We start from the raw sequence: 25,199 nt of genomic DNA, 5'->3' as shown, positions 1-25,199 counted from the left end.
GGTGCGCCGGGGCAAGTCAGGTTGGGCTCGCCGGCCCCACCTAAAATCCCGCCCCTATGCAGAGATCGCACATCGTCAGGCCCGCGGCCATGTTCTGGGGGCTGGTGGTGTTCATGCCCGTCGGCGTCACCTACCTTTCGGCCCTGCTGCTGCTCGCCACCATGCTGCTGGCCGGCGGATTGCGCGACCGCTTCGCGCGGCTGCGCGCCAACCCGCTGTGGTGGCCGCTGGTGGCGTACCTGGCCTGGACCTTCATCGTGCTGGCCATCGGGCCGCACTACCCCGAGACCGGCTCGAACCTGTTCCACGGCCTGCGCATCGGCCTCACCATCCTGATGGCGATGGCGCTCACGCGCGAGGAAGCGGTCTGGGCGCTGCGCGGCTTCCTGCTGGTCGCGGCGCTGAACATCCTGCTGATCGTGGCCTATTACGCCATCGGCTTTCCGATCTGGTCGCCGCTGCGCGCGGTGGTCATGGAAGTGGGCAACAAGTCGATCAGCAATGCGCTGCTGTTCAGCGTGGTGGCCTCCACGGCCGCCGTGTGGGGCATTGCGCAGATCGCCGCGCACCGGCCGCTGCGCGCCGTTCCCGCCTTTGCGCTGGTGCTGGGCCTGGGGCTGGTGGTGGCGCTGCCGCTGACCTCGCGCACCTCGGTGCTCGCGCTCCTGCTGGTGATCCCGGTGGTCTGCATCCACCAATGGCGCAGCCACCTGAAGATGCTGGTGGGCGCGCTGGTGCTGGGGGCCGTGGTGCTGGGTGCCGGGCTCTACCAGCTGCCGCAGCTGCAGCGCAAGGTCGAGACCGGCGTGGAGGAAATCGAGAAGGCGCAGGCCGGCGAAATCTTCAAGGGCAGCTGGGTCATCCGCTACTACATGTACCGCGACACCGGCCTCATGATCGCCGACCGGCCGCTCGCCGGCTGGGGCATCGGCGGCTGGACCGACCAGTGGCACAAGCGCGGACCGGCCCTCTTCGCCGACTCGAACATGCCGCACAACGACTTCCTGTGGGTCGGCGCGCAGGGGGGGCTGCCGGCCTTGCTGAGCCTGCTGGTCATCATGGCGGGCGCCGTCTGGCAGGCGTGGAAGCGGCCCGACATCGCGGGACGCTACGCGCTGGCGGCCACGCTGATCGCGCTGATCGCATCGAGCGTGAACTCGGCCGTGCGCGACGCGCAGATCGGACTGGCGCTGCTGTGGATCGCGATGGTCTACCTGCGGCTCGCGCAGGAACCGCGCGACACGCAGCCCTGGCACGACCTGTGGCCGACGCGCCGCATCGCGGCGGCGCTCGAGGTCCCGCCGCAATCCCGGTAGCTATCTGCTGCTGCTGCGCCTGGCTTCCGCGGCTGCGAACTGCCGGCCCGCCATGCCGACGAAAAAGTAGATCACCGCGGCGTGCAGCACGCCCACGAAAAGCAGCACCAGCAGCATCGGCCCCAGCTGCAGCACCGAGGCGCCGGCAGCCAGCGCCGCCGCCACCGAGACCGCGGCCTGGATCGCCAGGTCGATCGCGATCATGCCGAGCACGGCGCGGGTCTTTTCATCGCGCGCCAGGTACCGGCCGTTCTTCTTGCCGAAGGCCAGGCACACCCACATCACGGCGCCCAGCAGCGCAGCCGTATTGACACCCGCGTTGGCCTTGACGCCGAGCAGGTTCAGCGCCAGGCCCAGGATGAGCAGCAGGAGCAGGTAGGCGGCGCCGAAGCGCCCGAGCAGGCCGCGAACGGTCAATGGCGGGACGACACCGTCTCGCCCGCCTTCAGGCGGTAGACGGTCCCGCAGTACGGGCACTTGGCTTCACCGGTGCGCGCCACGTCCAGGTACACCTTGGGATGGGTGTCCCAGAGCTTCATGTCGGCCTTGGGGCTGGGGCAGAACACGCCGCCCTGATGGTTGAGTTCCCTGGCCAGGAGTTCGACGACTGCGTTGGTAGGCATGGGTTTTCTCAGACTTTCGTGAGCCAGTGGGCGTATTTGGGGTTCTTGCCGTTCACGATGTCGAAGAAGGCAGCCTGGATCTTTTCGGTGACGGGGCCGCGCGAGCCGCCGTCGCCGCGGTTGCCGATCTCGATGCGGTCGAGCTCGCGAATGGGCGTGACTTCAGCGGCCGTGCCGGTGAAGAAAGCCTCGTCGGCAATGTAGACCTCGTCGCGCGTGATGCGCTTCTGCACCAGTTCCAGCCCCAGGTCCTTGCACACGTGCAGGATGGTGTTGCGCGTGATGCCGTTGAGCGCGCCGGCCGAGAGGTCGGGCGTGTAGACCACGCCGCCCTTGACCACGAAGATGTTCTCGCCCGCGCCTTCGGAGACGAAGCCGCTCGCGTCGAGCAGCAGCGCCTCGTCGTAGCCGTCGTCCAGCGCCTCCATGTTGGCGAGGATCGAGTTGGTGTAGTTGCTCACCGTCTTGGCCTGCGTCATCGTGATGTTGACGTGGTGGCGGGTGAAGCTGGAGGTCTTCACGCGGATGCCGCGCTTCATGCCCTCTTCGCCCAGGTAGGCGCCCCAGGACCAGGCCGCGACCATGGCATGGATCCGGTTGCCCTTGGGGCTCACGCCGAGCTTTTCGGAGCCGATCCAGATCAGCGGGCGCAGGTAGCAGCTTTCGAGCTTGTTCTCGCGCACGACCTGCTTCTGGGCTTCGTTGAGCTGTTCCTGCGTGAACGGGATCTTCATGCGCAGGATCTTGGCGCTGTTGAACAGGCGCTCGGTGTGCTCGGCCAGGCGGAAGATGGCGGTGCTGCCGTCGGCCGTCTTGTAGGCGCGCACGCCCTCGAAGGCGCCGCAGCCGTAGTGCAGCGTGTGGCTCAGCACGTGGATCTTGGCGTCGCGCCAGTCCACGAGTTCGCCGTCCATCCAGATCTTGCCGTCACGGTCGTCCAGCGAGGGGGGGATCGAGCTCATTTCCTGATTCCTTTGGGAGCTGTGTGGGGAGCGACCGGGGGGAAGTCGCAAAAGCTTTCGATTTTACGGTGGCCGCCGGAACGCCGTGCCCGACAATGGCCGGTTGTCCAAACCAGTGGAAAAAAGGGTTTCCGTGTCCGTATTCAAGAACGTCATCGTCTATCGCATCGAACCTGCCTGGTCCCAAACATTGGCCGAGGCCGAAGAAGCACTCGCCAAGGCGCGCTTCGAGCCCTGCGGCCCCTCGCAGGAAAAATCCGCCGGCTGGGTAGAGCCCCGCGGCGAAGCCAACGGCCCGCTGGTCGAATCCATCGACGGCCAGTGGCTGGTCGAATACATGATCGAGAGCAAGGCGGTGCCCGGCTCCGTGGTGCGCCGCAAGCTCGACGAGCGCTGCGCGCAGATCGAGGCCACCACCGGCCGCAAGCCCGGCAAGAAGGAAAAGAAGGAGCTCAAGGAGGACATCACCCTGGAGCTGCTGCCGATGGCCTTCACGCGCAGCGCCCGCGTGGCCGTGTGGATCGACAAGGCCGAGCGCCGCCTGGTGATCAACAGCGGCAACGCCTCGCGCGCCGACGAAGTGGTCACCAGCCTCGTGAAGTCGCTCGACGGCTTTGCGGTGGCGCTCATCAACACGCAGGTGGAGCCGGCCGCCGCCATGGCCAACTGGCTCCTCACGCAGGAGCCGCCGGCCGGCTTCACCATCGACCGCGAGTGCGAGCTCAAGGCCTCGGACGACTCCAAGGCCGTGGTGCGCTACGCCAAGCACCCGCTCGACATCGAGGAAGTGCAAAAGCACATCACCGACGGCAAGCGTCCCACGCGCCTGGCGCTCACCTGGGACGACCGCGTGTCCTTCGAGCTGACGCACGGCATGCTGATCCGCAAGATCGTGTTCCTCGAAGGCACGGGCGACGGCGCGGCCGGCGGCAAGAAGGAAGACAACTTCGACGCCGACGTGGCGATTGCCACCGGCGAACTCGGCCAGCTGGTGCCGGCACTGCTCGACGCGCTGGGCGGCGAGGCGGCCTTCACCGGCGCCCCAACGGACCCAGCAGCGCCGAAGGCCGCCGCGCAAGTGCCCACGACCACCACACCGGCCGATGCCGAAGCCGAGGAAGAAGACGCACCGTTCTGACGAGCGGCGCTTCCTCGCTTCTTCCTAGCCCGCCTTGCCGTCTTCGGAAGACGGCGGGTCGTCGGGCGCGGCTTCGGGCCGCGTCAGCGTCCAGCTCTGCAGCTTGCCGCCGTTGAACACGGCGTCGACGTACGAGCCGCCGGTGTCGGTCCAGCGGTAGAGCTCGGGCTGCTCGTCCTTGGGCGAGCGCAGTTCGCCCAGGGCGCGCGTCATCGCAATCACGTGCATCAGCGTCACGCCCTGCTTGAGCTTGGCGTTGAGCATCACCGCGCTCGCCACGTAGCCGATCGGGCGGTCGGCCGCGCGCTTGAGCACCTGCATCGCGCGGTGGAAGTGCAGCAGCAGGAACATCACGATGGCCCCGCCCGCCAGGGCCACACCGCCCCAGCCGCCGCTGCGCCAGGCCAGCCCGAGCAGGACGATGGCGCCCACGGGCACCAGTATTTTCTGGAAATTCATGGCGCGCATTGTCGCCGCGTGCGGTAGCGGCCCCGACTACCGCCGGGCGCGCAAGACGGTACTCGCCCCGAAAAGCGCACCGCGCCGCGGCGCCAGCAGGCACATTTCGCCGCACGGGCCAACGCCACCGGCTTCAGGGAGAGGCAACCGAGGTTGCCAGCACAACAAGAAGACACGTCACACATCGGGGAACAGGGAGGATCGCCCGGCGCGCCACTGGTGCGCCGGGCATTTTTTTGCGCGATCGATCCTCGGTCAATCGAGGCGGCGCACCACGTCCATCGCCTCCTCGATGCGCTCGACGGCATGGATGGTCAGGCCCTCGATCTCCTTCGATCCCTTGCGCGGCGCATTGGCCTTGGGCACGACGGCCACGCTGAAGCCCAGCTTGGCCGCTTCGCGCAGACGTTCCTGTCCACGCGGCGCAGGGCGCACCTCGCCCGCGAGGCCGACCTCGCCGAATGCGATGAATCCCTTGGGCAGCGGCTTGCCGCGCAAGCTGGACGTGATGGCGAGCATCACGGCCAGGTCGGCGGCCGGCTCGCTGATGCGCACCCCGCCCACGGCGTTCACGAACACGTCCTGGTCCATGCAGGCCACGCCGGCGTGGCGGTGCAGCACGGCCAGCAGCATCGCGAGCCGGTCGCGGTCCAGGCCCACCGAAAGGCGGCGCGGGCTCGGCCCGCCGTTGTCGACCAGCGCCTGGATCTCCACCAGCATCGGCCGCGTGCCCTCGAGCGTGACCAGCACCACGCTGCCGGGCACCGGCTCCGCATGCTGGCTCAGGAAGATCGCGCTCGGGTTGGCCACGCCCTTGAGGCCGCGCTCGGTCATGGCGAACACGCCGATCTCGTTCACGGCGCCGAAGCGGTTCTTGATGGCGCGCACGAGGCGAAAGCTCGAATGCGTGTCGCCCTCGAAATACAGCACCGTGTCGACCATGTGCTCGAGCACGCGCGGGCCCGCGAGCGCCCCCTCCTTGGTGACGTGGCCCACCAGCACCACGGCCGTGCCGCTGGTCTTGGCAAAGCGCGTGAGGTGGGCCGCGCATTCGCGCACCTGGGCCACCGAACCCGGCGCGGAGGTGAGCTGGTCGGAGTACACGGTCTGGATCGAGTCGATCACCGCGATGGCCGGGCGCGTGGCGTCGAGCGTCGCGATGATCTTCTCGAGCTGGATCTCGGCCAGCACCTGCACCTGCGAATGGTCCAGGCCAAGGCGCTTGGAGCGCAGCGCCACCTGCGCGCCGCTTTCCTCGCCGGTGACGTAGAGCGCGTTCTGCCCCGCGCGCTGCAGCGCGTCGACCGCCTGCAGCAGCAGCGTCGACTTGCCGATGCCCGGGTCGCCGCCGATCAGCGTGACGCCGCCCGAGACGATGCCGCCGCCCAGCACGCGGTCGAGCTCGTCGAGCCCGGTGGGCGTGCGCGCAACGTCGGTCGCTTCTATTTCGGAGAGGGTTGCGAGCTCGGACACGCCCGCGAGCGCGGCGTACTGTGTGCCGAAGCGGTTGTTGGACGGGCCGTTGCTGCCCGCCACCTGTTCGATGAGAGTGTTCCAGGCGCCGCAGCTCGGGCACTTGCCGAGCCACTTGGGGCTGGTGCCGCCGCATTCGCTGCAGACGAAGAGAGATTTTTCCTTGGCCATGCCGAAGTGTAGGGAGGCGCAGGAAGCAAGACGGCGGCCCGCCGGGGGAAATGTCATGAAAACGTCTGCATTGCGGAAGGGGGAGTGGCCGCGATAGCATGCGCTGGCCCCGCCCCTTCGGCGCAACGCCCGGGAAAAGAGCGGGGCCCGGGTCCTTTGCGCACCCATCGGCAATCCAGGGAGTCTCAACGCCATGTCCGCCTTCAAGCGCGGCCGCAAGCTCGCCGCGACATCCAGTGCCATGCCCACGCTGGCAGGCATGGATGCACTCGAACCCATGCGGGTGGAGGGGGAAGAAGCCCTCAGCCGCCCCTACAGCTACACCCTCACGCTGACCACCCCGGAGTCGCCGGACATCGATGCGCGCTCGGCGGCGAACGTCAAGCTCAAGCCCCTGATCGGCGAGGAGTTCAGCGTGCACATCCTGCTCGACGGACGCACCGGCGGCGCGGGGCAGGAGCGCCACATTTCCGGCCTGGTGACGCGCGCACGCTTCCTGCGCCTGGAGAACAGGCGGGCGCTCTACGAACTGGTCATCGAGCCCTGGCTGAGCCTGGCCCAGCGAACACGGGATTTCAGGATCTTCCAGAACAACAACGTGCTCGACACGGTCGGCGAAGTGCTCGGCGCGTACGGCTTTCCGCTGTCGGTCCGGGTCACGGGCAGCTATCCCGCGCGCGAGTTCGTGGTGCAGTACGGCGAGACGGACTACGACTTCGTCAGCCGCCTGCTGCACGAGTGGGGCCTGTACTACTACTTCGAGCACGGCGAGGCCGGCCACACGATGGTGATCGTCGACGACATGCAATCGCACCGGCCCTTTCCGGCCGGCGGCTACGAGCAGGTTCCCTTCGGTGCCATGCAGGCATCGTCCAACGAGGAGCATTGCCACCGCTTCCGGCTGTCCGAAGGCCTGCAAAGCGGCAAGTGGGTCACGGGCGACTTCGACTTCACGCGGCCGAAGGCGAACCTCACGCAGGCCCGCGCGATGCCGCGGCGCACGCAGCACAGCATGCGGGAGGTGTTCGCGTGGCCCGGCAACTACGCCGTGGAATCCGAGGGCGAGCAGCTCGTACGTGCACGCATGGAAGAAACCGGCGCACCGGGACAGGTGGCCAGCGGCGCGGGCAACTTGCGGGGCGTGGCGGCCGGCCATCGCTTCACGCTGGTCGACCATCCGCAGGACAGCGCGAACGCCGACTACCTCGTCACCACGGCACGCCTGTTCCTGCAGGAGGCCGGCGACACGACTGGACAGGAAGAGTTCCAGTGCAACGTCGAGTTCGAGGTCATCCCGGCAAGCAACATCTTCCGCCCGACACCGGACGCGGCCAAGCCGCGCACCGCCGGGCCGCAGACCGCGGTGGTCACCGGCCCCGCGGGCCGCGAGATCTGGACCGACCAGTACGGGCGCGTGAAGCTCAGCTTTCACTGGAACCGCTACTGCACCAGGGACGAAAGCAGTTCCTGCTGGGTGCGGGTGTCCTCGCCGTGGGCCGGCACCAACTTCGGGGGCATGCAGATTCCGCGCATTGGCCAGGAGGTGGTGGTCGACTTCGAATACGGCGACCCGGACCGGCCGATCATCACCGGCCGCGTCTACAACGCAGACAACATGCCGCCGTGGGAACTGCCGGCAAACGCAACGCAGAGCGGCCTGCTGTCGCGCAGCTCCGAAGGCGGCACCAGCGAGAACGCGAATGCCCTTCGCTTCGAGGACAAGAAGGGCGAAGAGCAGCTCTGGCTGCATGCGGAGAAGGACCAGCTGATCGAAGTCGAGAACGACGAGGTGCACACGGTGGGCCGCGACCGCACCAAGACCGTCGACCACGACGAAACCAATCACATCAAGAACGACCGCACGGAAACGGTGGACCGCAACGAGACGATCACGGTCCATGGCAAGCGTGCCGAGACGGTGGACGGCGACGAGACGGTCACCGTCAAGTCCAACCGCAGCCATTCGGTCATCGGCACCGAGGCTCTCACGGTCACGGGCGACCAGACCCACACCGCCAAGGCCAACCGCACCGCCAGCGTCACCGGCAACCAGAGCACCTCGGTCACGGGCACGGATTCGCTCGCGGTGACGCAGGCCCGCACCGTCACGGTCCAGGACAGCGACACCTGGAACGTCGCCCTCGGGCAGACCACCACCATCGGGCAGGCCTACCAGGTTTCCGCCAAGTCGCACACCGGCACGTACAACGACGCGATGACGCTGAACGTACCGGCCGGCCCGGCCTCGGCCACCTCGCAAGGCGACTTCTCCCTGACCAGCTCGGCCGCCAACATCTATGGAACGGCCGCCCTCAACATGGGCCTGTTCGCGCAGGGCGGGGACTTCTCCGCCGTGGCCTCGACCAACGTCGGCGTGAGCGCCGAAGGCGGCACGCTGGACACCTACTCCTCCGGCGCCATGACGCACGCGAGCCCGACCAGCGTGGTGCTCAACGTCGAGGGCACGACGGTGGAGGTCACGCCCGGGCGCATCGTGCTGCGCGCCGGCAGCGCGACACTGATGCTCGACGACGCCGGCGTCACGGTCAACGGCACCAAGATCTTCCTGAACTGCTGAGGCCGCCGTGTCGACACGCAACCCGGTCGAGAAACGCATGGCCCAGCTGCACGATCTGTGGTGGGAGCGCACCGACGACCCGGCCCTGCGCGCCATCGTGCTGCGCGCGCCGCCCGACTCGCAGCGCATGCTGGAGGCCTTCTTCACGCTCCAGATGGTCGACAGCGAGTACAGCACGCCCGATCTCTTCCTGCGGCTGGACACGGCCTTCGAGACCGGCTTTCGCTACAGCCGCGAACTGCGGCAGCAGTTGATCGACGCGTACAGGCACAACCGGCCGCAGCTCGCGAAGCAGGGTGTCGCGGGCCGCTGGGACGAAGAGGACCAGCCCGGCTGGGACAGCGCCGCCGGCTTCGTGGAAGCCGGCTGTTCGCTGGCGCGGCACCTGCGCTGCCAGCGCATGTCGGTCGTGCTGCAGCCCGGCAGCGTGAGCGACGCCGACTGCTTCGAGCGCTGGTTCGATGCGGCAATGCAGACGCCCGTGCCGCCGCAAGAGGCCGGCCTGCTGCGGCTGGTGCTGGTGGACGACAGCGACTCGCGCGCATGGCAGCCGCTGGTGGAGCGGCATGCGGGCGCGATGCGCGTGGTCGATGCGCCGCTGGACATCCTCGAGGCCGCGCGCGAGATCGCCGCCCAGAGCGGCGGCGGGGGCAGCGGCGTGGCCCTCTTTCGCCAGCTCTATGCTGACATGCTGTCGCTGCTGCGCCTGGGCGACGCGGCCGGGGTGGAGGCCGCGGGCGAACGCGCCCTGCGGCTGGCCACGCGCAACGGCTGGGCCGACCAGCGCGCCGTGCTCGACATGATGGTGGGCGGCGCCTGGCTGCAGGCGCGCGACTTCGGCGCGTCGATCACGCGCTACCGCCGGGCCCGCGATTCGGCGACCGAGGCGGCGCAGGCCGGCAACCCCATGGGTGCCACGCTGTTCATGCAGGGCTGGATGGCCGAAGGCGGGGCCTGGGCCGCGGCGGGCGAGATGAAGCAGGCCGCCCATGCGTTCGAAGAGGCCGCCGAAGCGGCCCGCCGCGTGCCCCACCCCATGTTCGCCATCGAAGGCCAGCGCGCCGCGGCCCAGGCCTGGCGCAGCGCCGGCGAGCGCGACCGGGCGTGGGCCTCGGCGCTGGCCGGCATCCGCGAGGCGCGCACCATGGCCGACGCCGACCGCCCCCAGAGCACCGTGCCGCAGCTGCTGCACGACATGCTCGTCATGCAGGATCCCAAGCGCTGCGAGCGCATCGCGCATTGCGCCACCCGCTACGAGCGCGACGCGCGCGCGGCCCTGGTCGAAGCCGACCTGGCCGGCCATCGGCTGGGCGAGCGGCCGCCGCGGCCCGCGGTCGACGCCATCGAGGCGCGGCTCGCGCAGCGCTACGAGCAGGCGTTCCAGACCCTGCTGCGCGAGCGCGAGAAATGGGTCCAGGGCAGCGAGGACGTGTTCCGCACCGTCGTCGCGCTGGGCCGCCAGTGGCTCGATCCGGCCTGGAGCGGGCTGCCGCACGTGAGCCATCCGCTGGACCAGGGGGTCGACGAATGGCGCGAGCCACCCGCGTTCGCCCGCCTGCCCGATCCGCAACCCTTCGTCGAAGCGGCCTGAGTCGCGCTGCCTCACCCCACCGCACGCCAGAGAGAAAGCACCTTGTTCTTCGCGGCCAAGCACTTCGACCCCCAGCTGGGCATCGATGCCCACACCTACCTGGCGCCGCCCGGCGTGTGGCCCACGCTGCACATCGGCATCGTGATGGACCCGTTCGACTACCTGCCGACCATCCAGGTCTCGCCCGACAACCCGATCGTGAAGGGCCTGAGCGCCATGGACGGCGCCATGCAGGCGGGCCTGGACACCATCGGTCAAGGCACCGCGGCGCCCGAGGTTCCGGCGCCGCCGGGCGCGCCGGCCGGCGGCGGCGAGATGCCCGCGAGCATCCCCTTTCCGCTTGGCGCCACCGTCGAGGTGGCGGGCGTGCGCCGGGCCAATGCCGGCACGGGCGGCGTGGACTTCCACATCCTCGTCGGCGCGCCCATGCCGGTGATCAAGGCGCCCGGCGGCCCGCAGTTCGACGACGAGCTCTTCATGGGCAGCCGCATCGTGCTGGCCGACGGCGAGCCCTTCTCGCGCATCAGCGTGCCGGTGCTGGCCTGCAACATCGTGGGCCTGGTGCCGCCGTTCCGAAAGAAGAAGGCGGTCAAGCCGCTGCGGCTGAGCCTGATGCTGCCGACCACCTTCAACGTCGCCATTCCGCCGCAGGTGTTCGTGGGCGGGCCGCCGACCATCTCGTGGGGCGCGATGGTCCAGCGCGGGCTGTTCAAGGCACTGGGCCGCGCCTACACGCGCGTCGCGCGGCGCGCGTTCAAGAACATGCCCCCGGGCTTCCTCAAGTGCCAGGTGCTGCGGGCCGAGCCGGTGGACATCCGCGACGGCAGCGTCTCGGTGACGCACGAGGACTTTCACATCCCGGGCCGGCTGCCGCTGAGCTGGACGCGTATCTACGCGTCGCGTGACCACGCCCTGCCCGGCCATTGCGGCCACGGCTGGCAGACCCCGGCGGATGTGCGCCTGATGGTGGAAGCCGATGGCCTGCTCAGCCTGCAGGGACCGGAGGAATTCGCGCTGTTCCCTGCGCTGCCGCAGGCCGAGGGACAGCAGGTGCTCGACGTGGTGGACGGTGCGCGGCTGATGCGCCGGGGCACAGCGCTGGTGGTGCGCTTCAAGAGCGGCCTGCGCTACCACTTCGAGGATGCGCTGCCGCCCGAGGGAAAGCTTCGGGCCGCGACCCTGCCCATCGTGCGCATCGAGGATGCCTGCGGCAACCACTGGCGCTTCATGCGCCAAGGCAGCGATCTGGTGCGCATCGTGGAGAGCGGCGTGGACAACCTGCCGGGCCGCAGCATCGAGGTGCACTCGCGCGAAGGGTGCATCGAGTCCATGGCGCTGCGCGACCCCACCACCGGGCAGGACCATCCGCTGGTGCGCTACCTCCATGCCGACGGCGACCTGCTGGCGGCCATCGACGCGCTGGGTGCGGCGCGCGAGTTCGCGTACCTCCAGCACCGCATGGCGCGTCACACCGACCGCACGGGCCTGTCGTTCCACTACGCGTACGACGAGCAGTGGCGCGTGGTGCACGCCTGGGGCGACGGCGGGCTGCACGACTACCGCTTCGCCTACAACGCGGCGCTGCGGCAGACCGAGGTCACCAACTCGCTGGGGCATCTGACGGTGGTCAAGTTCGATGAGGCGGGGCTGCCGCTGGCGGAGATCGATCCGCTGGATGGCGTGACCACCTTTGAGTACGACGATGTGGGGCGCACCGTGGCGGTGACCGCCCCGGGGGGGCTGCGCACGGGGTTCACGTATGACGCGCGAGGCAATCTGCTGGAGGTGCAGCGGCCGGACGGGAGCACCATCGGCAGCGAGTTCGACGATGAGGACCGGATGCTCGCCGTCATCGATCCACTCGGCCATCGCTGGACCCAGACCTATGACGCCCGCGGTCTCCTGGCCAGCCAATGCGACCCGCGGGGCGCCATCACGCGTTTCGCGCACGATGCGCACGGGCAGCTGGCACAGCATGTCGATGCGCGGGGCGCGCTCACTCAGTTGCAGCATGACCGGCACGGCCAGTTGCGCGCGCTGACCGATCCGCTGGGCCATGAAAGCCGCTTCGACTACGACGTACTGGGCCGGTTGACCGAACAGACCGACGTGCTGGGCCGCGTGTACCGCTATCACCACGATGCCAAGGGACGGTTGTTGCGTATCGAGCACCCGGGCGGTGGGCAGATCAACTGCACCTACGACGCAGAGGACCAGTTGGTCGTCCATATCGACGAAAGCGGCGCCCAGACACGGCTGCAGTATGTGGGCACCGGTCGCGTCAGCCGGCGCATCCAACCCGATGGCCAGACGGTGCAATACCACTACGACACCGAAGAGTGGCTGGTCGGGTTGACCAACCAGCGCGGCGAGCGCTATGCCCTCCGGCGCGACGCGCTGGACCGCATCGTCGAAGAAGTGGATTTCTGGGGTCAGTCGCGCCACTATCAATACGACGCGGCGGGACGCCTGACGGCCACCATCGACCCGCTGGGCCAGCGCATCGCATTCGCCAACGATCCGATGGGCCGCATCACGCGAAAGACCTTCGCCGACCCGCTACGACCGGATCGACAGGTGCAGGAACACTTTGCATACGACCTGTGCGGACAGCTGGTGGAGATGCGCAACGACGCCATGCACGTCAAGCGTCGCTTCGATCCCGCAGGTCTTTTGTTGGAAGAGCGGCAAGGCGGTTTCCGGGTGACCTACCGGTACGACGAGGCCGGGAACCGCGTCCTGCGCGAGACCAGCGCGGGCCATCGCACGGCCTGCGCCTTCGATCCGGGCAACAGGCTGGAGAGCCTCACCATCGACGACCGGCCTCCCATCGTGATGACCCGCGACGCGCTGGGCCGCACCACCCACGAGCGACTGGGCTCAGGACTGGAACGTCAGTTCGACTACGACGTACGCGACCAATTGACGGCCCAGCGCCTGCTCAAGGACGTGGCGCCGGTCTTCGACACCCGCTACGACTACGACCGCGCAGGCCATCTCGTGAGCCGCAGCGACAGTCAGCAGGGCTTCGACCAGTACCGCTACGACGTACTCGGCCAGCTCCTGGAACACACGACGCCCCAGGGCCGGATCCAGCGTTTCCTGCACGATCCGGCCGGCGACCGCCTGCAGACGCGCATCCGGCTGACGCCGCTGAAGCAGGTGGCCGGTGGCGAAGCCGACCCCGAGGCTGTGCTCTGGACGCGCGAGGGCAGCCTCGAGGGCGTCCACTACGTCTTCGACCGCGCCGGGGACCTAGTGCGGATGGGCAGCGCCGAATCGGTCGACGACGGGCTGGAGTTCCTCTGGGATGCGAACCATCGATTGACCGAAAGTCGCAGCGGTGCGGTCGCGACACGCTATGGCTACGACCCGGCGGGCCGACGGGTCTTCAAGCGCGGCCCGACGCAGACCACCTGGTTCTTCTGGGATGGCAATGCATTGCTTGGCGAGATGGTCGAGGACAACGATGCGCCACGGCCACCCCAGGGCCCGCCGTCAAGTCCCATGCTGCGCCTGGCGGGCTCCCGCCAGCCCCCTGGCAAGCAGGATTGGCGGCATCAGAATGCGCGGGAGTACGTGTATTACCCTTCCACCTTCGTGCCGCTGGCGCTCATCGCGCACGACAGCGGCGCGACCCGCACGCTGTACTACCACGTCGACCCCAACGGCTGCCCGACGCGCATCACGGACGAGGACGGACGCGTGGTCTGGTCGGCAAGCTTCGACGCCTGGGGTGCAATCACGGCACTGCATCGAGAGGAGGTCTCGAATCCGCTGCGGTTCCAGGGACAGTACTTCGACCCTGAAACACGGCTGCACTACAACAGGTACCGCTACTTCGATCCGAACAGCGGCCAGTTCATCTCGCAGGATCCGCTGCGGCTGCGCGCTGGCGAGAACCTGACGCGCTATGCCGAGAACCCGATCCTTGGCACCGACCCGTTGGGCTTGGTGTCCAACACCCCCATTCCGTACTGGGAGGTGGGCGAACCGGGGCTCCATGGCCACCCGATCATTGCCCGTATCAGAGGTGATGACCACATGTACGATCACTATGAAAATCCCGGCCACCACGATCCGGACAGGAACTCGCCGGGCCGCGGAGACCGGCCCTACAACCCGCGCAAGAGCGTGCTACCCGACAACCACCTGGAGCTGTTCAACAGCAGCCGCTCCTACCCTGGAGATCGCTCGGTGCGATACGCGCTCGACAGCAAGGGCAATGTCCATCAGTTCCAGGATTCCGGCGGCCGGACATACCACTGGGCAGGGTCCGACAATGGCGTCTCCCTGAGAGGCGCTATAAGTCATCTCCGCATCGATGATGCTCGGCGCAAATTCGCCAAATCCTTGCCGCCGTGCCGCGCATAGAAAGTTATCGACCGATGTCCAATCACATCTTCGGCAGCCGAGACACCCTCCAGTTCGAGGTTGGTCCCATCAACCCGGAAAGCAACGCAATGCGCTGCGTGGATGTCTACGCTCTGGGCCTGCATCTGACCGATGGCGACAACGAGGTCTATGTGCCGAACTTCCTCTTTCGGCTGAACAGAGCGTTGACGAGCTTCAGGAAGGGGGTCCGGTTCGAGCAGAGACCTGATGTCTTCGGCGATCTCGGTCCCAAGGACATTCATCTCGTCTTCGCGGATGGCTCGGACAAATTTCCCGATACGCGCGAGTTCTCGAGCCTTTACTCATTCCTCGAGTTCGGCGACATCACATTGCATGTCCTGAGCTACCTGATCCCCGCCCAAGGCCGCCTGTACCTGACCTGCGAGATCGGCAGTGGTCAAAACGCGGACATGCCAAGGGAGATCCGGGTTGCCGAAGTGTCCAGAGAGACGTTGAGCGACGCCATGGAAGCCACGCTGGCACTGGTCGCCAGCGAGTACGACGGCAACAAGTCCTTCCTGTCCTGACGCCGGCCCCTGGGCCTCCTTCTCCCTGGTGAACTGATCGCCAGCGGCTCAGTTGCGCCGCGCCTGCCCTCCCCTGACACGGGTTTTCCCGATTGCCCGCTGGCCTGCCACAACGGATCATTTAATATATTAAATAATTCGCAAGACACCCCTTCCGTGGCCAGCACCTTCACCCACCGCAACCTCCCGCGCCTGCTGCTGCAGGCGCGCGAAGCCGTCATGGCCCACACACGGCCCAGCCTGCGCGAGCACGCGCTGTCGGACCAGCAGTGGCGCGTGCTGCGCGTGCTCGGCGAGCACGGCGCGGTGGAAACCGGACGCGTGGCGCGCGAGGCGTTCATCCTGGGCCCCAGCCTCACCGGCGTGCTCGCGCGCATGGAGCGCGACGACCTCATCACCCGCAGCCGCGACCCCGAGGACCAGCGCCGCACCGTGGTCGAGGCGACGGCGCACGGGATGAAGCTGGTGAAGAAGCTGTCCTCGAGCATCGAGTCGCACTACCAGTGGCTGGAGCAGTCGCTGGGCAAGACCAGGCTGACCCAGCTGTATGGGCTGCTGGACGAACTGATCTCGCTGGAGCAACCCGAATGACCCCCTCCCCTTTCCTGCCCACCGGCACCGTGTACGGCACGCTGCTGAACTTCCGTGCAGAAGTGGAAGCGCTCGCGCCGCAAATGACGCAGCCGCCCTACGGGGCACCGCCGAAGGCGCCCGTGCTCTACGTGAAGACCGCCAACACCTGGAGCCCGCACGGCAGCGCCATCGCGGTGCCTGCATCGGTGCCCGAGGTGGAGATCGGCGCCAGCATCGGCATGGTGGTCGGCGCCGAGGGCGACGTGGAAGGCTTCGTGCTGATGAACGACCTCTCGATCCCGCATGCGAGCTTCTTCCGCCCGCCCGTGAAGTTCAAGTGCGTCGACGGGTTCCTGGGCATCGGCCCGGCGCTGCGCGACGCGCAGGAGGTGGCCGACCCCGCGGGTTTTCGCGCCGAGGTGCGCATCAACGGCGCGCTGAAGCAATCGATCGACTTCGCGCAGCTCGTGCGACCCGCGCAGCAGCTGCTGGCCGACGTGGGCGAGTTCATGACGCTCGCGCATGGCGACGTGCTGATGCTGGGCTGCGACGCCGGCCGGCCGCTGGCGCGTGCGGGCGACCGCATCGAGATCTCCGCGCCGGGGTTCGAGACCCTCTGCAACACGCTCGTGCAGGAGGCCGCCGCATGAAGCACGCACGCGTCATCTTCGAAGGCCGCGAGCACACCGGCACCGCGCACGAATTCAACGGCCAGGCCGATGCCGCCGTGCGGCTGGACGACGGCCGCGTGGTGCCGCAGGAACAGCTCGTGTGGCTGCCGCCGCTCGCGCCCACGCCGCGCCCGCGCACCATCCTCGCGCTCGGCCTCAACTACGCCGACCATGCGAAGGAACTCGAGTTCAAGGCGCCCGAGGAACCGCTGGCGTTCGTCAAGGGGCAGAGCACGCTCATCGGCCACCGCCAGCACACGCACCGGCCGGCAGGCGTGCAGTTCATGCACTACGAGTGCGAGCTCGCCATCGTGATCGGCAAGACCGCGAAGCACGTGAAGCGGGGTGACGCCTGCGACTTCATCGGCGGCTACACCGTGGCCAACGACTACGCGATCCGCGACTACCTTGAGAACTGGTACCGCCCCAACCTGCGCGTGAAGAACCGCGACACCTGCACGCCGATCGGCCCGTGGTTCGTCGACGCGGCCGACGTGCCCGACCCGATGGCGCTCGCCTTGAAGACCACGGTGAACGGCACCGTGACGCAGCAGGGCAGCACGCGCGACATGATCTTCGATGCGCCCTTCCTCATCGAGTATTTCAGCCGCTTCATGACGCTGTCGCCCGGCGACCTGATCCTCACAGGCACGCCCGACGGCGTGGTCGATTGCAAGCCGGGCGACGTGGTCGTCTGCGAGATCGAGCGCATCGGCGCGCTGGTCAACACCATCCAGGGAAAAGCATGAGAGTCGATCACCTGATCGCCGGCAAGGCAGTTGCCGGCAAGGACTACTTCGAAACCGTCAACCCCGCCACGCAGGAGGTGCTGGCCGAGGTCGCCTCGGGCGGCGACGCCGAAGTGAACGCGGCCGTGGCTGCGGCGAAGGAGGCGTTCCCCAAGTGGGCCGGTCTGCCCGCGCCCGAACGCGCCAAGCTCATCCGCAAGCTCGGCGACCTGATCGCCAAGCACGTGCCCGAGATCGCGCAGACCGAGACCAACGACTGCGGCCAGGTCATCGCGCAGACCGGCAAGCAGCTGATCCCGCGCGCGGCCGACAACTTCTACTACTTCGCCGAGATGTGCACGCGGGTGGACGGCCACACCTACCCCACGCCCACGCACCTGAACTACACGCTGTTCCATCCGGTGGGCGTGTGCGCGCTCATCAGCCCGTGGAACGTGCCCTTCATGACGGCCACCTGGAAGGTCGCGCCATGCCTCGCTTTCGGCAACACCGCGGTGCTGAAGATGAGCGAGCTCTCGCCGCTGACGGCCGCGCGCCTGGGCGAACTGGCGCTCGAAGCGGGCATTCCGCCCGGCGTGCTGAACCTCGTGCACGGCTACGGCAAGGAAGCCGGGGAGCCGCTGGTGGCGCACCCCGACGTGCGCGCGATTTCGTTCACCGGTTCCACCGCCACGGGCAACCGCATCGTGAAGAGCGCGGGCCTGAAGAAGTTCAGCATGGAACTCGGCGGCAAGAGCCCGTTCGTGATCTTCGAGGACGCCGACCTCGACCGCGCGCTCGACGCGGCCGTGTTCATGATCTTCAGCAACAACGGCGAGCGCTGCACGGCCGGCTCGCGCATCCTGGTGCAGCAGTCGATCTATGCCGACTTTGCCGCCAGGTTCGCCGAGCGCGCCAGGCGCATCACGGTGGGCGACCCGCTCGACGAGAAGACCATCGTCGGGCCGATGATCTCGCAGGCGCATCTGGCCAAGGTGCGCAGCTACATCGAGCTCGGTCCGAAGGAAGGTGCGACGCTGCTGTGCGGCGGGCTCGAAGTTCCGGGCAACCTGCCGGACCGCGTTCAGCGCGGCAACTACGTGATGCCCACCGTGTTCGCCGACGTCGACAACCGCATGAAGATCGCGCAGGACGAGATCTTCGGGCCGGTCGCCTGCCTGATCCCGTTCAGGGACGAGGCGCATGCCATCGAACTGGCCAACGACATCCCCTACGGCCTGTCGAGCTACGTGTGGACCGAGAACATCGGCCGCGCGCACCGCGTGGCTGCCGCGGTGGAGGCCGGCATGTGCTTCGTCAACAGCCAGAACGTCAGAGACCTGCGCCAGCCCTTCGGCGGCACCAAGGCCTCGGGCACGGGGCGCGAGGGCGGCACCTGGAGCTACGAGGTGTTCTGCGAGCCGAAGAACGTGGCGGTGTCGATGGGTTCGCACCACATCCCGCACTGGGGAGCCTGACCATGGGCACGCTCGCACTCGCCGCCAAGATCACGCACGTGCCGTCGATGTACCTCTCGGAATTCCCGGGACCGAACTTCGGCTGCCGCGACGCCGCGATCAACGGCCACAAGGAAATCGACCGGCGCTGCCGCGCGCTGGGCGTGGACACCATCGTGGTGTTCGACGTGCACTGGCAGGTCAACAGCGAATACCACATCAACTGCGGCCCGAAGTTCGGCGGCACCTACACCAGCAACGAGCTGCCGCACTTCATCAAGAACATGCCGTACGCCTACCCGGGCAACCCGGCGCTGGGCCACCTGATCGCCGACGTGGCGAACGAGATGGGCGTGAAGAGCCGCGCGCACAGCGACACCACGCTCGAACTCGAGTACGGCACGCTGGTGCCCATGCGCTACATGAACCCCGACCAGCACTACAAGGTGATCAGCATCAGCGGCTGGTGCGACTGGCACGACCTCACCGAGTCGGGCCGCTTCGGCCTGGCGGTGCGGCGCGCGATCGAGGAGCGCTACGAGGGCACGGTGGCGGTGTTTGCGAGCGGCTCGCTCTCGCACCACTTCGCGGATAACGGCCGTGCTCCCGAATTCATGCACAAGGTCTACGATCCCTTCCTCGAGCAGGTCGACCGGCGCGTGGTCGAGCTGTGGAAGGCCGGCGACTGGGCCACCTTCGTCGGCATGCTGCCGATGTACGCCGAGAAGTGCTGGGGCGAAGGCGACATGCACGACACCGCGATGCTGCTGGGCCTCCTGGGCTGGGACCGCTACGCCGCGCCGGTGGAGGTGGTCACGCCCTACTTCGGGAGCTCGGGCACGGGGCAGATCAATGCCATCTTCCCGGTCACGCCCCTTCCCGTCTGAGTACACCGCCTGAACACACGCCATGCCCCATCTCGTCATCCTCTACACGCCCAATATCGAAGCCGAGACCGACATGTCGGCGCTGTGCCGCACGCTCGCCGACACCATGCTCGCGCAGCGCGACGAGGCCGGCAAGCCGGTGTTTCCCATCGGCGGCACGCGCGTGCTGGCCTACCCCGCCGCGCATTACGCGGTGGCCGACGGCAAGGCCGACTACGCCTTCGTGTACCTCAACATCCGCATGGCCGCGGGGCGCTCGGAGACCGTGAAGAAAAAGACCGGCGACGAACTGCTGGCCGGCGTGCGCGCGCATTTCGAACCGATCTTCGACAAGCGCCACATCGGCATCACGCTACAGATCGACGAGAGCCCGGGCCAGGTGTACGACGGCAAGCACGGCAACCTGCATCCTCTCTTCAACAAGTAGCACCATGCTCACTGCCGACACCATCGCCAGCCTCGCGGCCGAACTGCACGAAAGCGAAAGATCGCGCGTGCAGGTCGAGCATTTCTCCAAGCGCTTTCCCGAAATGACCATCGAGGACGGCTACGCCATCTCGCGCGCATGGGTGAAGCAGAAGATCGCGGAAGGCCGCGTGCCGCGGGGCCACAAGATCGGCCTGACCTCGCGCGCCATGCAGCAGTCCAGCCAGATCGACGAACCCGACTACGGCACCCTGCTCGACGACATGTTCTTCGAGCAGGGCGGCGACATTCCCTTCACGCGCTTCATCGCGCCACGCATCGAGGTGGAGCTGGCCTTCGTGCTCGGCAAGAAGCTCCAGGGCCCGAACGTGAGCATCTTCGACGTGCTGGCCGCCACCGACTACGTGGTGCCGGCCATCGAGATCATCGACGCGCGCATCGAGCAGTTCGACCGCCACACCAAGGCGCCGCGCAAGGTGTTCGACACCATTGCAGACAACGCGGCCAACGCCGGCATCGTGATGGGCGGCCGGCCGGTCAAGCCCGACGCGGTCGACCTGCGCTGGGTGAGTGCGCTGCTCTACAAGAACGGCGTGATCGAGGAATCGGGCGTGGCCGCGGCCGTGCTCAACCACCCGGCCACGGGCGTCGCCTGGCTCGCGAACAAGCTCGCGCCGTGGGACGAGTGCCTCGAAGCCGGCGAAGTGGTGCTGGGCGGTTCGTTCACGCGGCCGACCACCGCCCTGCCCGGCGATACCTTCCATGCCGACTACGGCCCTCTTGGCAGCATCGCATTCCGACTTGCCTGAAAGACACACCATGCAAACACCCCTGAACACCTTCAAGCAGGCCATGCAGGCCGGCGAACAGAAGATCGGCCTCTGGGTCGGCCTGGCCGATGGCTACGCGGCGGAGATCCTGGCCGGCACCGGCTTCGACTGGCTGCTGGTCGACGGCGAGCACGCGCCCAACGACGTGCGCTCGGTGCTCGCGCAGCTGCAGGGCATCTCGAGCGCCTGGTCGGCGCAGCCCGAATCGGAACGCTCGCACCCCGTGGTGCGGGTTCCGGTGGGCGACATCACGCTGCTCAAGCAGTACCTGGACATCGGCGCGCAGACCATCCTGGTGCCGATGGTCGACACCGCCGAGCAGGCGGCGCGCATGGTGCAGGGCACGCGCTATCCGCCCGAAGGCATCCGCGGCATGGGCAGCGCCCTGGCGCGCGCCTCGCGCTGGCAGGCCTACCCGCGCTACCTGCACGAAGCCAACGCGCAAACCTGCCTGCTGGTGCAGGCCGAAACCGTGGAGGCCATGAAGAACCTCGACGCCATCGCGGCCACGCCAGGCGTGGACGGCGTGTTCATCGGGCCGGCCGACCTGTCGGCCTCGATGGGCTTCGTGGGCCAGCCGAACCATCCCGAGGTGCAGGCCATGATCGCCGACGCCATCGGGCGCATCCGCAAGGCCGGCAAGGCGCCGGGCATTCTCTCGACCACCGAGGAACAGGCGCGCAAGTGGCTGGCCGCCGGTGCGCAGTTCGTGGCGGTGGGCGTGGACACCATCCTGCTCACGGCGGCGGCAAGGCAGCTGTCGTCCCGGTACAAGAACGCCGCGAGCGCCGTGACGCCCAGCGGTTACTGACCCTCTTCGCGCCATGACTTCCCCGACCGATCCCAACAAGCGCTTCCGCTCCGCCACCATCCGCGAAGGCACGATCCGCGCGACCACGCGCAGTTTCCTGCATGCGCTCGGCCAGGACGACGAGGACATCGCGCGCCCGCACATCGGCGTGTTCCACACCGGCGGCGAGATGAGCCCGTGCAACCTCAACCTGCGCGAGCAGGCGCAGCACGCCAAGACCGGCATCTACGCGGGCGGCGGCACGCCGCACGAATGCCCGGTGGTGTCGGTGAGCGACGGGCTCACCATGGCGCATTCGGGCATGCGCTTCTCGCTGATCTCGCGCGAGCTGATCGCCGACAGCGTGGAGGCCTCGACGCGCGGCCACCAATGGGACGGCATCTTCGCCATCGGCGCCTGCGACAAGAACCTGCCTGGGCTGATGATGGGCATGGTGCGCTGCAACGTGCCGAGCGTGTTCGTGCACGGCGGCTCGGCGCTGCCGGGGCAGATGCCGGGCCCCGATGGCCGCGACCTCAACGTGGTCGACACCTACGAGACCATCGGCAAGGTGCTGGCCGGCACCGCCACGCACGACGAGCTCGACGCCATGAGCCGCGCCTGCCTGCCCACCGCCGGCGCCTGCGCGGGCCAGTTCACGGCCAACACCATGGGCATGGTGTCGGAGGCACTGGGCCTGGCGCCCATCGGCTCGAGCATGGTGCCGGCGGTGTTCAGCGAACGCGCGCCGCTGATGCGCCGCGCGGCGAAGAACCTCATGAAGGCGGTGATGGGCGACAGCCCCCTGCCGCGCGACATCGTCACGCGCAAGGCGCTCGAGAACGCCTGCGCCGTGGTCTCGGCCACCGGCGGCTCGACCAACGCCGCGCTGCACCTGCCGGCCATCGCGCACGAGGCCGGCATCAGGTTCCACCTGGACGACGTGGCCGAGATCTTCGCGCGCACGCCGCTCATCGCCGACCTGCGTCCGGGCGGGCAGTACCTGGCGCGCGACGTGTTCTACATCGGCGGCGCGGGCGTCATCCTGCGCACGCTGATGGAGCAGGGTTTCGTGCATGGCGATGCGCTCAGCTTCACCGGCCGCACGCTGGCCGAGGAACTGGCCGATGCCGCCGCGCCCGACGGCCGCGTGGTGCGCGCGCCCGGCAACCCGATCACGCGCGATGGCGGCCTGGCCGTGCTCAAGGGCAACCTCTGTCCCGACGGCGCGCTGCTCAAGACCGCGGGCCTCCAGACGCTGGTGCACCGCGGCCCGGCGCGCGTCTTCAACTCGGAAGAAGAAGCACAGACGGCCGTGCAGAACCGCCGCTACGAAGCCGGCGACGTGATCGTGATCCGCAACGAGGGCCCGAAGGGCAGCCCCGGCATGCGCGAGATGCTGGGCATCACCGCCCTGCTCTACGGCCAGGGCATGGGCGACAAGGTGGCGCTGCTGACCGACGGGCGCTTCTCGGGCGCCACGCGGGGCCTGTGCATCGGCTATGCGGGGCCCGAAGCGGCCGACGGCGGGCCGATTGCGGCGCTGCAGGACGGCGACATGGTGGCCATCGACGCGCGGGCCGGGGCGCGCAGCATTTCGGTGGAACTGGCGGCGGAGGAAATTGCGCTGCGCCTTGCCCGACGTGAGGTAAACGCGGGGGTCCCGCACCGCGGCTTGCTGGAAAAATACGCGCTCACCGTGCGCCCTGCCTACCAGGGCGCCGTGACCCATTCGGGCGCAGTCACCTGGCTGCGCGACGAGTCGTGAAACGCAACCAACAACCCCTCGGAGACAGACCATGACCTTCACCCGCCGCCAGCTGCTGCAGACCACCGGCGCCTCGGCGCTGCTTGCCAGCCTGGGCCAGCACGCCTTCGCGCAAGCCTCGCTCGAAACCGCCACCATCGTCACCGGCTTTGCGGCCGGCGGCACCTCGGACACCACCTGCCGGCGCATCGCGCAGAAGCTCAGCCCCGACTACGCCAGGTCGGCCGTGGTCGAAAACCGCACCGGCGCGGGCGGCCAGATCGCCGTGAGCTACGTGAAGGGCCGCCCGGCCGACGGCGCCACCATCCTGCAGACGCCCACCTCCATCCTCACGATCTACCCGCACATCTACAAGAAGCTGCCGTACGACCCGATGGTCGACCTCACGCCGGTGAGCATCGCCTGCATCTTCGACTTCGGCTTTGCGGTCGGCCCCTCGGTGCCCGCCAGCGTGAAGACGGTGCCCGAGTTCCTCGCCTGGGCCAAGGCCAATCCGACGGGCGCCAACTTCGGTTCGCCGGCCGCGGGCTCCACGCCGCACTTCATCGGCGCGCTCTTGGGCAAGAAGGGCGGCGTCGAACTCAAGCATGCCGCCTACCGCGGCACGCAGCCGGCCATGCTGGACCTGCTGGGCGGCAACATCTCGGCCGTCTCGGGCCCGATCGGCGACATCACGCAGCACCTGGCCTCGGGCAAGGTGCGCATCCTGGGCGTCTCGGGCGCCAAGCGCAGCCGCTTCGCGCCAGACGTGCCGACCTTCGGCGAACAGGGCATCCAGGACATGGCGCACAGCGAATGGTTCGCCTTCTTCCTGCCCGCCAAGGCCTCGCCGGAGCTGGTCGCGAAGCTCAACGCGTCGATGAAGAACGCGCTGGCGCACAAGGACGTGATCGAGGGCCTCGGCAACTTCGGGCTGGAAGCCATGTCTTCCACGCCCGGCGAGCTGACCGAGCTGCTCAAGAAAGACACCGCCAAGTGGGCGCCGATCGTGAAAGAAGTTGGCTTCACAGCTGAGGGGTAACCTGAATGAAGGAACTGCAATGAACACACTCGCCACCCGCGTGCCGCCATCGGCGCCGGTCCATCCGTCGATCCATCCGGACGAGCGCGCCGCGCGCGAACAGCTCGCGGCCTGCTATCGCATCTTTGCGATGCTGGGCTGGACGGAGATGATCTACAACCACATCACCCTTCGGCTGCCCGACAGCGTGACGGGCGGCGAGAAGCAGTTCCTCATCAACCCCTTCGGCCTGCACTACAGCGAGGTCACGGCCAGCAACCTCGTGAAGATCGACCTGCAGGGCAAGGTGCTCGATGGTTCGACCTGGCCGGTGAACCCGGCGGGCTTCACGGTGCACGCCGCCATCCACGACGGCCTGCCCGGCGCGCACTGCGTGATGCACACGCACACCACGGCCGGCGTGGCCGTGGCCTGCCTGCAGGGCGGCCTGCAGCAGACCAATTTCTATACCGCGCAGTTGCACGGCATGGTGGCGTACCACGACTTCGAGGGCATCACCATCCATGCCGACGAGGGCCCGCGCCTGCTCAGGAGCATCGGCGAGCGCAACGCCGTGATCCTGCGCAACCACGGCCTGCTGGCCTGGGGGCAGACATTGCCGCAGACCTTCGCCATTCTGTGGACGCTGCAGCGCGCCTGCGAGATCCAGATGGCCACCTTCTCGATGGGCGCGGCCATTCCGGTGAGCGAGGAGATCGCGCAGCGCTGCACGCGCGATGCGCTGCAATTCAGCCCCGAGCACGGCGCCGGGCAGGACGTGTTCGATGCGCTGGTGCGCCAGGTCGACCGCATCGACGCCAGCTACAAGAACTGAC

22 protein-coding genes are annotated in these 25,199 nt (G+C 68.1%); 17 read left to right on the top strand and 5 right to left on the bottom strand.

What is annotated here, in order from left to right:
• Positions 1–56: 56 nt before the first annotated feature.
• Entirely contained in the window at positions 57–1,316 is a 1,260-nt protein-coding gene (locus EJO66_RS13565) for an O-antigen ligase family protein (RefSeq protein WP_124958355.1), read from the top strand.
• Here the strand turns inward: EJO66_RS13565 and EJO66_RS13560 are convergent, their stop codons facing one another.
• From EJO66_RS13560 to EJO66_RS13550, 3 genes are read right to left on the bottom strand one after another with little or no spacing between them, the layout of a single operon-like run.
• Complete coding sequence (locus tag EJO66_RS13560; RefSeq protein ID WP_124958354.1) at positions 1,317–1,733, bottom strand: ABZJ_00895 family protein; 417 nt, start codon at positions 1,731–1,733, stop codon at positions 1,317–1,319.
• A complete protein-coding gene (locus EJO66_RS13555; protein WP_012745419.1) occupies positions 1,730–1,939 on the bottom strand; it encodes a zinc-finger domain-containing protein in 210 nt (69 codons plus the stop codon). Before EJO66_RS13555 ends, EJO66_RS13560 begins: the two co-directional genes overlap by 4 nt.
• Positions 1,940–1,947: 8 nt before the next feature.
• Positions 1,948–2,901, bottom strand: coding sequence for a branched-chain amino acid transaminase (locus EJO66_RS13550; RefSeq protein WP_124958353.1), 954 nt, complete (start codon positions 2,899–2,901; stop codon positions 1,948–1,950).
• A gap of 133 nt (positions 2,902–3,034) precedes the next feature.
• Between EJO66_RS13550 and EJO66_RS13545 the strand changes: the two genes are divergently transcribed.
• Positions 3,035–4,039, top strand: a complete 1,005-nt coding sequence (locus tag EJO66_RS13545; RefSeq protein WP_124958352.1) for a recombination-associated protein RdgC — start codon at positions 3,035–3,037, stop codon at positions 4,037–4,039.
• 24 nt (positions 4,040–4,063) lie between these two features.
• Here EJO66_RS13545 and EJO66_RS13540 read toward each other — a convergent pair whose 3' ends face one another.
• Positions 4,064–4,507, bottom strand: coding sequence for a glycerate kinase (locus EJO66_RS13540; RefSeq protein WP_124958351.1), 444 nt, complete (start codon positions 4,505–4,507; stop codon positions 4,064–4,066).
• A 246-nt stretch (positions 4,508–4,753) separates the two neighbouring features.
• Positions 4,754–6,142 (bottom strand): DNA repair protein RadA, encoded by a 1,389-nt coding sequence (gene radA, locus EJO66_RS13535; protein WP_124958645.1) that lies wholly within the window; start codon positions 6,140–6,142, stop codon positions 4,754–4,756.
• A 193-nt stretch (positions 6,143–6,335) separates the two neighbouring features.
• Between radA and EJO66_RS13530 the strand changes: the two genes are divergently transcribed.
• From EJO66_RS13530 to EJO66_RS13460, 15 genes are all read left to right on the top strand, one after another.
• Positions 6,336–8,720: a type VI secretion system Vgr family protein gene (locus tag EJO66_RS13530; RefSeq protein ID WP_124958350.1), complete on the top strand. Its 2,385-nt coding sequence runs from the start codon at positions 6,336–6,338 to the stop codon at positions 8,718–8,720.
• A 7-nt stretch (positions 8,721–8,727) separates the two neighbouring features.
• Positions 8,728–10,311 (top strand): hypothetical protein, encoded by a 1,584-nt coding sequence (locus tag EJO66_RS13525; protein ID WP_125965445.1) that lies wholly within the window; start codon positions 8,728–8,730, stop codon positions 10,309–10,311.
• 42 nt (positions 10,312–10,353) lie between these two features.
• On the top strand, positions 10,354–14,685 hold the full coding sequence (locus EJO66_RS13520; RefSeq protein ID WP_124958348.1) for an RHS repeat-associated core domain-containing protein: 4,332 nt from the start codon (positions 10,354–10,356) through the stop codon (positions 14,683–14,685).
• 14 nt (positions 14,686–14,699) lie between these two features.
• Positions 14,700–15,233 carry a hypothetical protein gene (locus tag EJO66_RS13515; RefSeq protein ID WP_124958347.1) on the top strand — a complete coding sequence of 178 codons (534 nt, stop codon included), beginning with the start codon at positions 14,700–14,702 and terminating at the stop codon, positions 15,231–15,233.
• A 156-nt stretch (positions 15,234–15,389) separates the two neighbouring features.
• On the top strand, positions 15,390–15,824 hold the full coding sequence (gene hpaR, locus EJO66_RS13510; protein WP_124958346.1) for a homoprotocatechuate degradation operon regulator HpaR: 435 nt from the start codon (positions 15,390–15,392) through the stop codon (positions 15,822–15,824).
• Positions 15,821–16,456 carry a fumarylacetoacetate hydrolase family protein gene (locus EJO66_RS13505; protein WP_124958345.1) on the top strand — a complete coding sequence of 212 codons (636 nt, stop codon included), beginning with the start codon at positions 15,821–15,823 and terminating at the stop codon, positions 16,454–16,456. The genes hpaR and EJO66_RS13505 overlap by 4 nt, the downstream gene beginning before the upstream one ends.
• A complete protein-coding gene (locus EJO66_RS13500; protein WP_124958344.1) occupies positions 16,453–17,226 on the top strand; it encodes a fumarylacetoacetate hydrolase family protein in 774 nt (257 codons plus the stop codon). Before EJO66_RS13505 ends, EJO66_RS13500 begins: the two co-directional genes overlap by 4 nt.
• Complete coding sequence (gene hpaE, locus EJO66_RS13495) at positions 17,223–18,683, top strand: 5-carboxymethyl-2-hydroxymuconate semialdehyde dehydrogenase (protein WP_124958343.1); 1,461 nt, start codon at positions 17,223–17,225, stop codon at positions 18,681–18,683. Before EJO66_RS13500 ends, hpaE begins: the two co-directional genes overlap by 4 nt.
• Positions 18,684–18,685: 2 nt before the next feature.
• The gene (hpaD, locus tag EJO66_RS13490) at positions 18,686–19,549 is read left to right on the top strand and encodes a 3,4-dihydroxyphenylacetate 2,3-dioxygenase (protein ID WP_164547826.1); all 864 of its coding nucleotides are present in this window, start codon (positions 18,686–18,688) and stop codon (positions 19,547–19,549) included.
• 22 nt (positions 19,550–19,571) lie between these two features.
• Positions 19,572–19,976, top strand: coding sequence for a 5-carboxymethyl-2-hydroxymuconate Delta-isomerase (locus EJO66_RS13485; RefSeq protein ID WP_124958342.1), 405 nt, complete (start codon positions 19,572–19,574; stop codon positions 19,974–19,976).
• Positions 19,977–19,980: 4 nt separating this feature from the next.
• Complete coding sequence (gene hpaH, locus EJO66_RS13480) at positions 19,981–20,784, top strand: 2-oxo-hept-4-ene-1,7-dioate hydratase (protein WP_124958341.1); 804 nt, start codon at positions 19,981–19,983, stop codon at positions 20,782–20,784.
• Between the two features lie 10 nt (positions 20,785–20,794).
• Positions 20,795–21,616 carry an aldolase/citrate lyase family protein gene (locus EJO66_RS13475; RefSeq protein WP_124958340.1) on the top strand — a complete coding sequence of 274 codons (822 nt, stop codon included), beginning with the start codon at positions 20,795–20,797 and terminating at the stop codon, positions 21,614–21,616.
• Between the two features lie 13 nt (positions 21,617–21,629).
• On the top strand, positions 21,630–23,363 hold the full coding sequence (ilvD, locus tag EJO66_RS13470; protein ID WP_124958339.1) for a dihydroxy-acid dehydratase: 1,734 nt from the start codon (positions 21,630–21,632) through the stop codon (positions 23,361–23,363).
• Positions 23,364–23,394: 31 nt separating this feature from the next.
• On the top strand, positions 23,395–24,384 hold the full coding sequence (locus tag EJO66_RS13465; RefSeq protein WP_124958338.1) for a Bug family tripartite tricarboxylate transporter substrate binding protein: 990 nt from the start codon (positions 23,395–23,397) through the stop codon (positions 24,382–24,384).
• Positions 24,385–24,403: 19 nt separating this feature from the next.
• A complete protein-coding gene (locus tag EJO66_RS13460) occupies positions 24,404–25,198 on the top strand; it encodes a class II aldolase/adducin family protein (protein WP_124958337.1) in 795 nt (264 codons plus the stop codon).
• The last annotated feature ends 1 nt before the right edge of the window (position 25,199 follow it).

It is taken from the genome of Variovorax beijingensis (assembly GCF_003951285.1).
GTDB classification, from domain to species: Bacteria; Pseudomonadota; Gammaproteobacteria; order Burkholderiales; family Burkholderiaceae_C; genus Variovorax; species Variovorax beijingensis.
This window is presented reverse-complemented; position numbering and strand designations above follow the sequence as displayed.

What these genes read in the sequence shown, in the direction of transcription:
- EJO66_RS13550 (WP_124958353.1), bottom strand. Translation starts at nt 2,901, where the DNA reads ATGAGCTCGATCCCCCCCTCGCTGGACGACCGTGACGGCAAGATCTGG.
- EJO66_RS13460 (WP_124958337.1), top strand. Translation starts at nt 24,404, where the DNA reads ATGAACACACTCGCCACCCGCGTGCCGCCATCGGCGCCGGTCCATCCG.
- EJO66_RS13540 (WP_124958351.1), bottom strand. Translation starts at nt 4,507, where the DNA reads ATGCGCGCCATGAATTTCCAGAAAATACTGGTGCCCGTGGGCGCCATC.
- hpaE (WP_124958343.1), top strand. Translation starts at nt 17,223, where the DNA reads ATGAGAGTCGATCACCTGATCGCCGGCAAGGCAGTTGCCGGCAAGGAC.
- EJO66_RS13465 (WP_124958338.1), top strand. Translation starts at nt 23,395, where the DNA reads ATGACCTTCACCCGCCGCCAGCTGCTGCAGACCACCGGCGCCTCGGCG.
- EJO66_RS13505 (WP_124958345.1), top strand. Translation starts at nt 15,821, where the DNA reads ATGACCCCCTCCCCTTTCCTGCCCACCGGCACCGTGTACGGCACGCTG.
- EJO66_RS13475 (WP_124958340.1), top strand. Translation starts at nt 20,795, where the DNA reads ATGCAAACACCCCTGAACACCTTCAAGCAGGCCATGCAGGCCGGCGAA.
- EJO66_RS13565 (WP_124958355.1), top strand. Translation starts at nt 57, where the DNA reads ATGCAGAGATCGCACATCGTCAGGCCCGCGGCCATGTTCTGGGGGCTG.
- hpaH (WP_124958341.1), top strand. Translation starts at nt 19,981, where the DNA reads ATGCTCACTGCCGACACCATCGCCAGCCTCGCGGCCGAACTGCACGAA.
- hpaD (WP_164547826.1), top strand. Translation starts at nt 18,686, where the DNA reads ATGGGCACGCTCGCACTCGCCGCCAAGATCACGCACGTGCCGTCGATG.
- ilvD (WP_124958339.1), top strand. Translation starts at nt 21,630, where the DNA reads ATGACTTCCCCGACCGATCCCAACAAGCGCTTCCGCTCCGCCACCATC.
- EJO66_RS13485 (WP_124958342.1), top strand. Translation starts at nt 19,572, where the DNA reads ATGCCCCATCTCGTCATCCTCTACACGCCCAATATCGAAGCCGAGACC.
- EJO66_RS13500 (WP_124958344.1), top strand. Translation starts at nt 16,453, where the DNA reads ATGAAGCACGCACGCGTCATCTTCGAAGGCCGCGAGCACACCGGCACC.
- EJO66_RS13515 (WP_124958347.1), top strand. Translation starts at nt 14,700, where the DNA reads ATGTCCAATCACATCTTCGGCAGCCGAGACACCCTCCAGTTCGAGGTT.
- EJO66_RS13555 (WP_012745419.1), bottom strand. Translation starts at nt 1,939, where the DNA reads ATGCCTACCAACGCAGTCGTCGAACTCCTGGCCAGGGAACTCAACCAT.
- radA (WP_124958645.1), bottom strand. Translation starts at nt 6,142, where the DNA reads ATGGCCAAGGAAAAATCTCTCTTCGTCTGCAGCGAATGCGGCGGCACC.
- EJO66_RS13530 (WP_124958350.1), top strand. Translation starts at nt 6,336, where the DNA reads ATGTCCGCCTTCAAGCGCGGCCGCAAGCTCGCCGCGACATCCAGTGCC.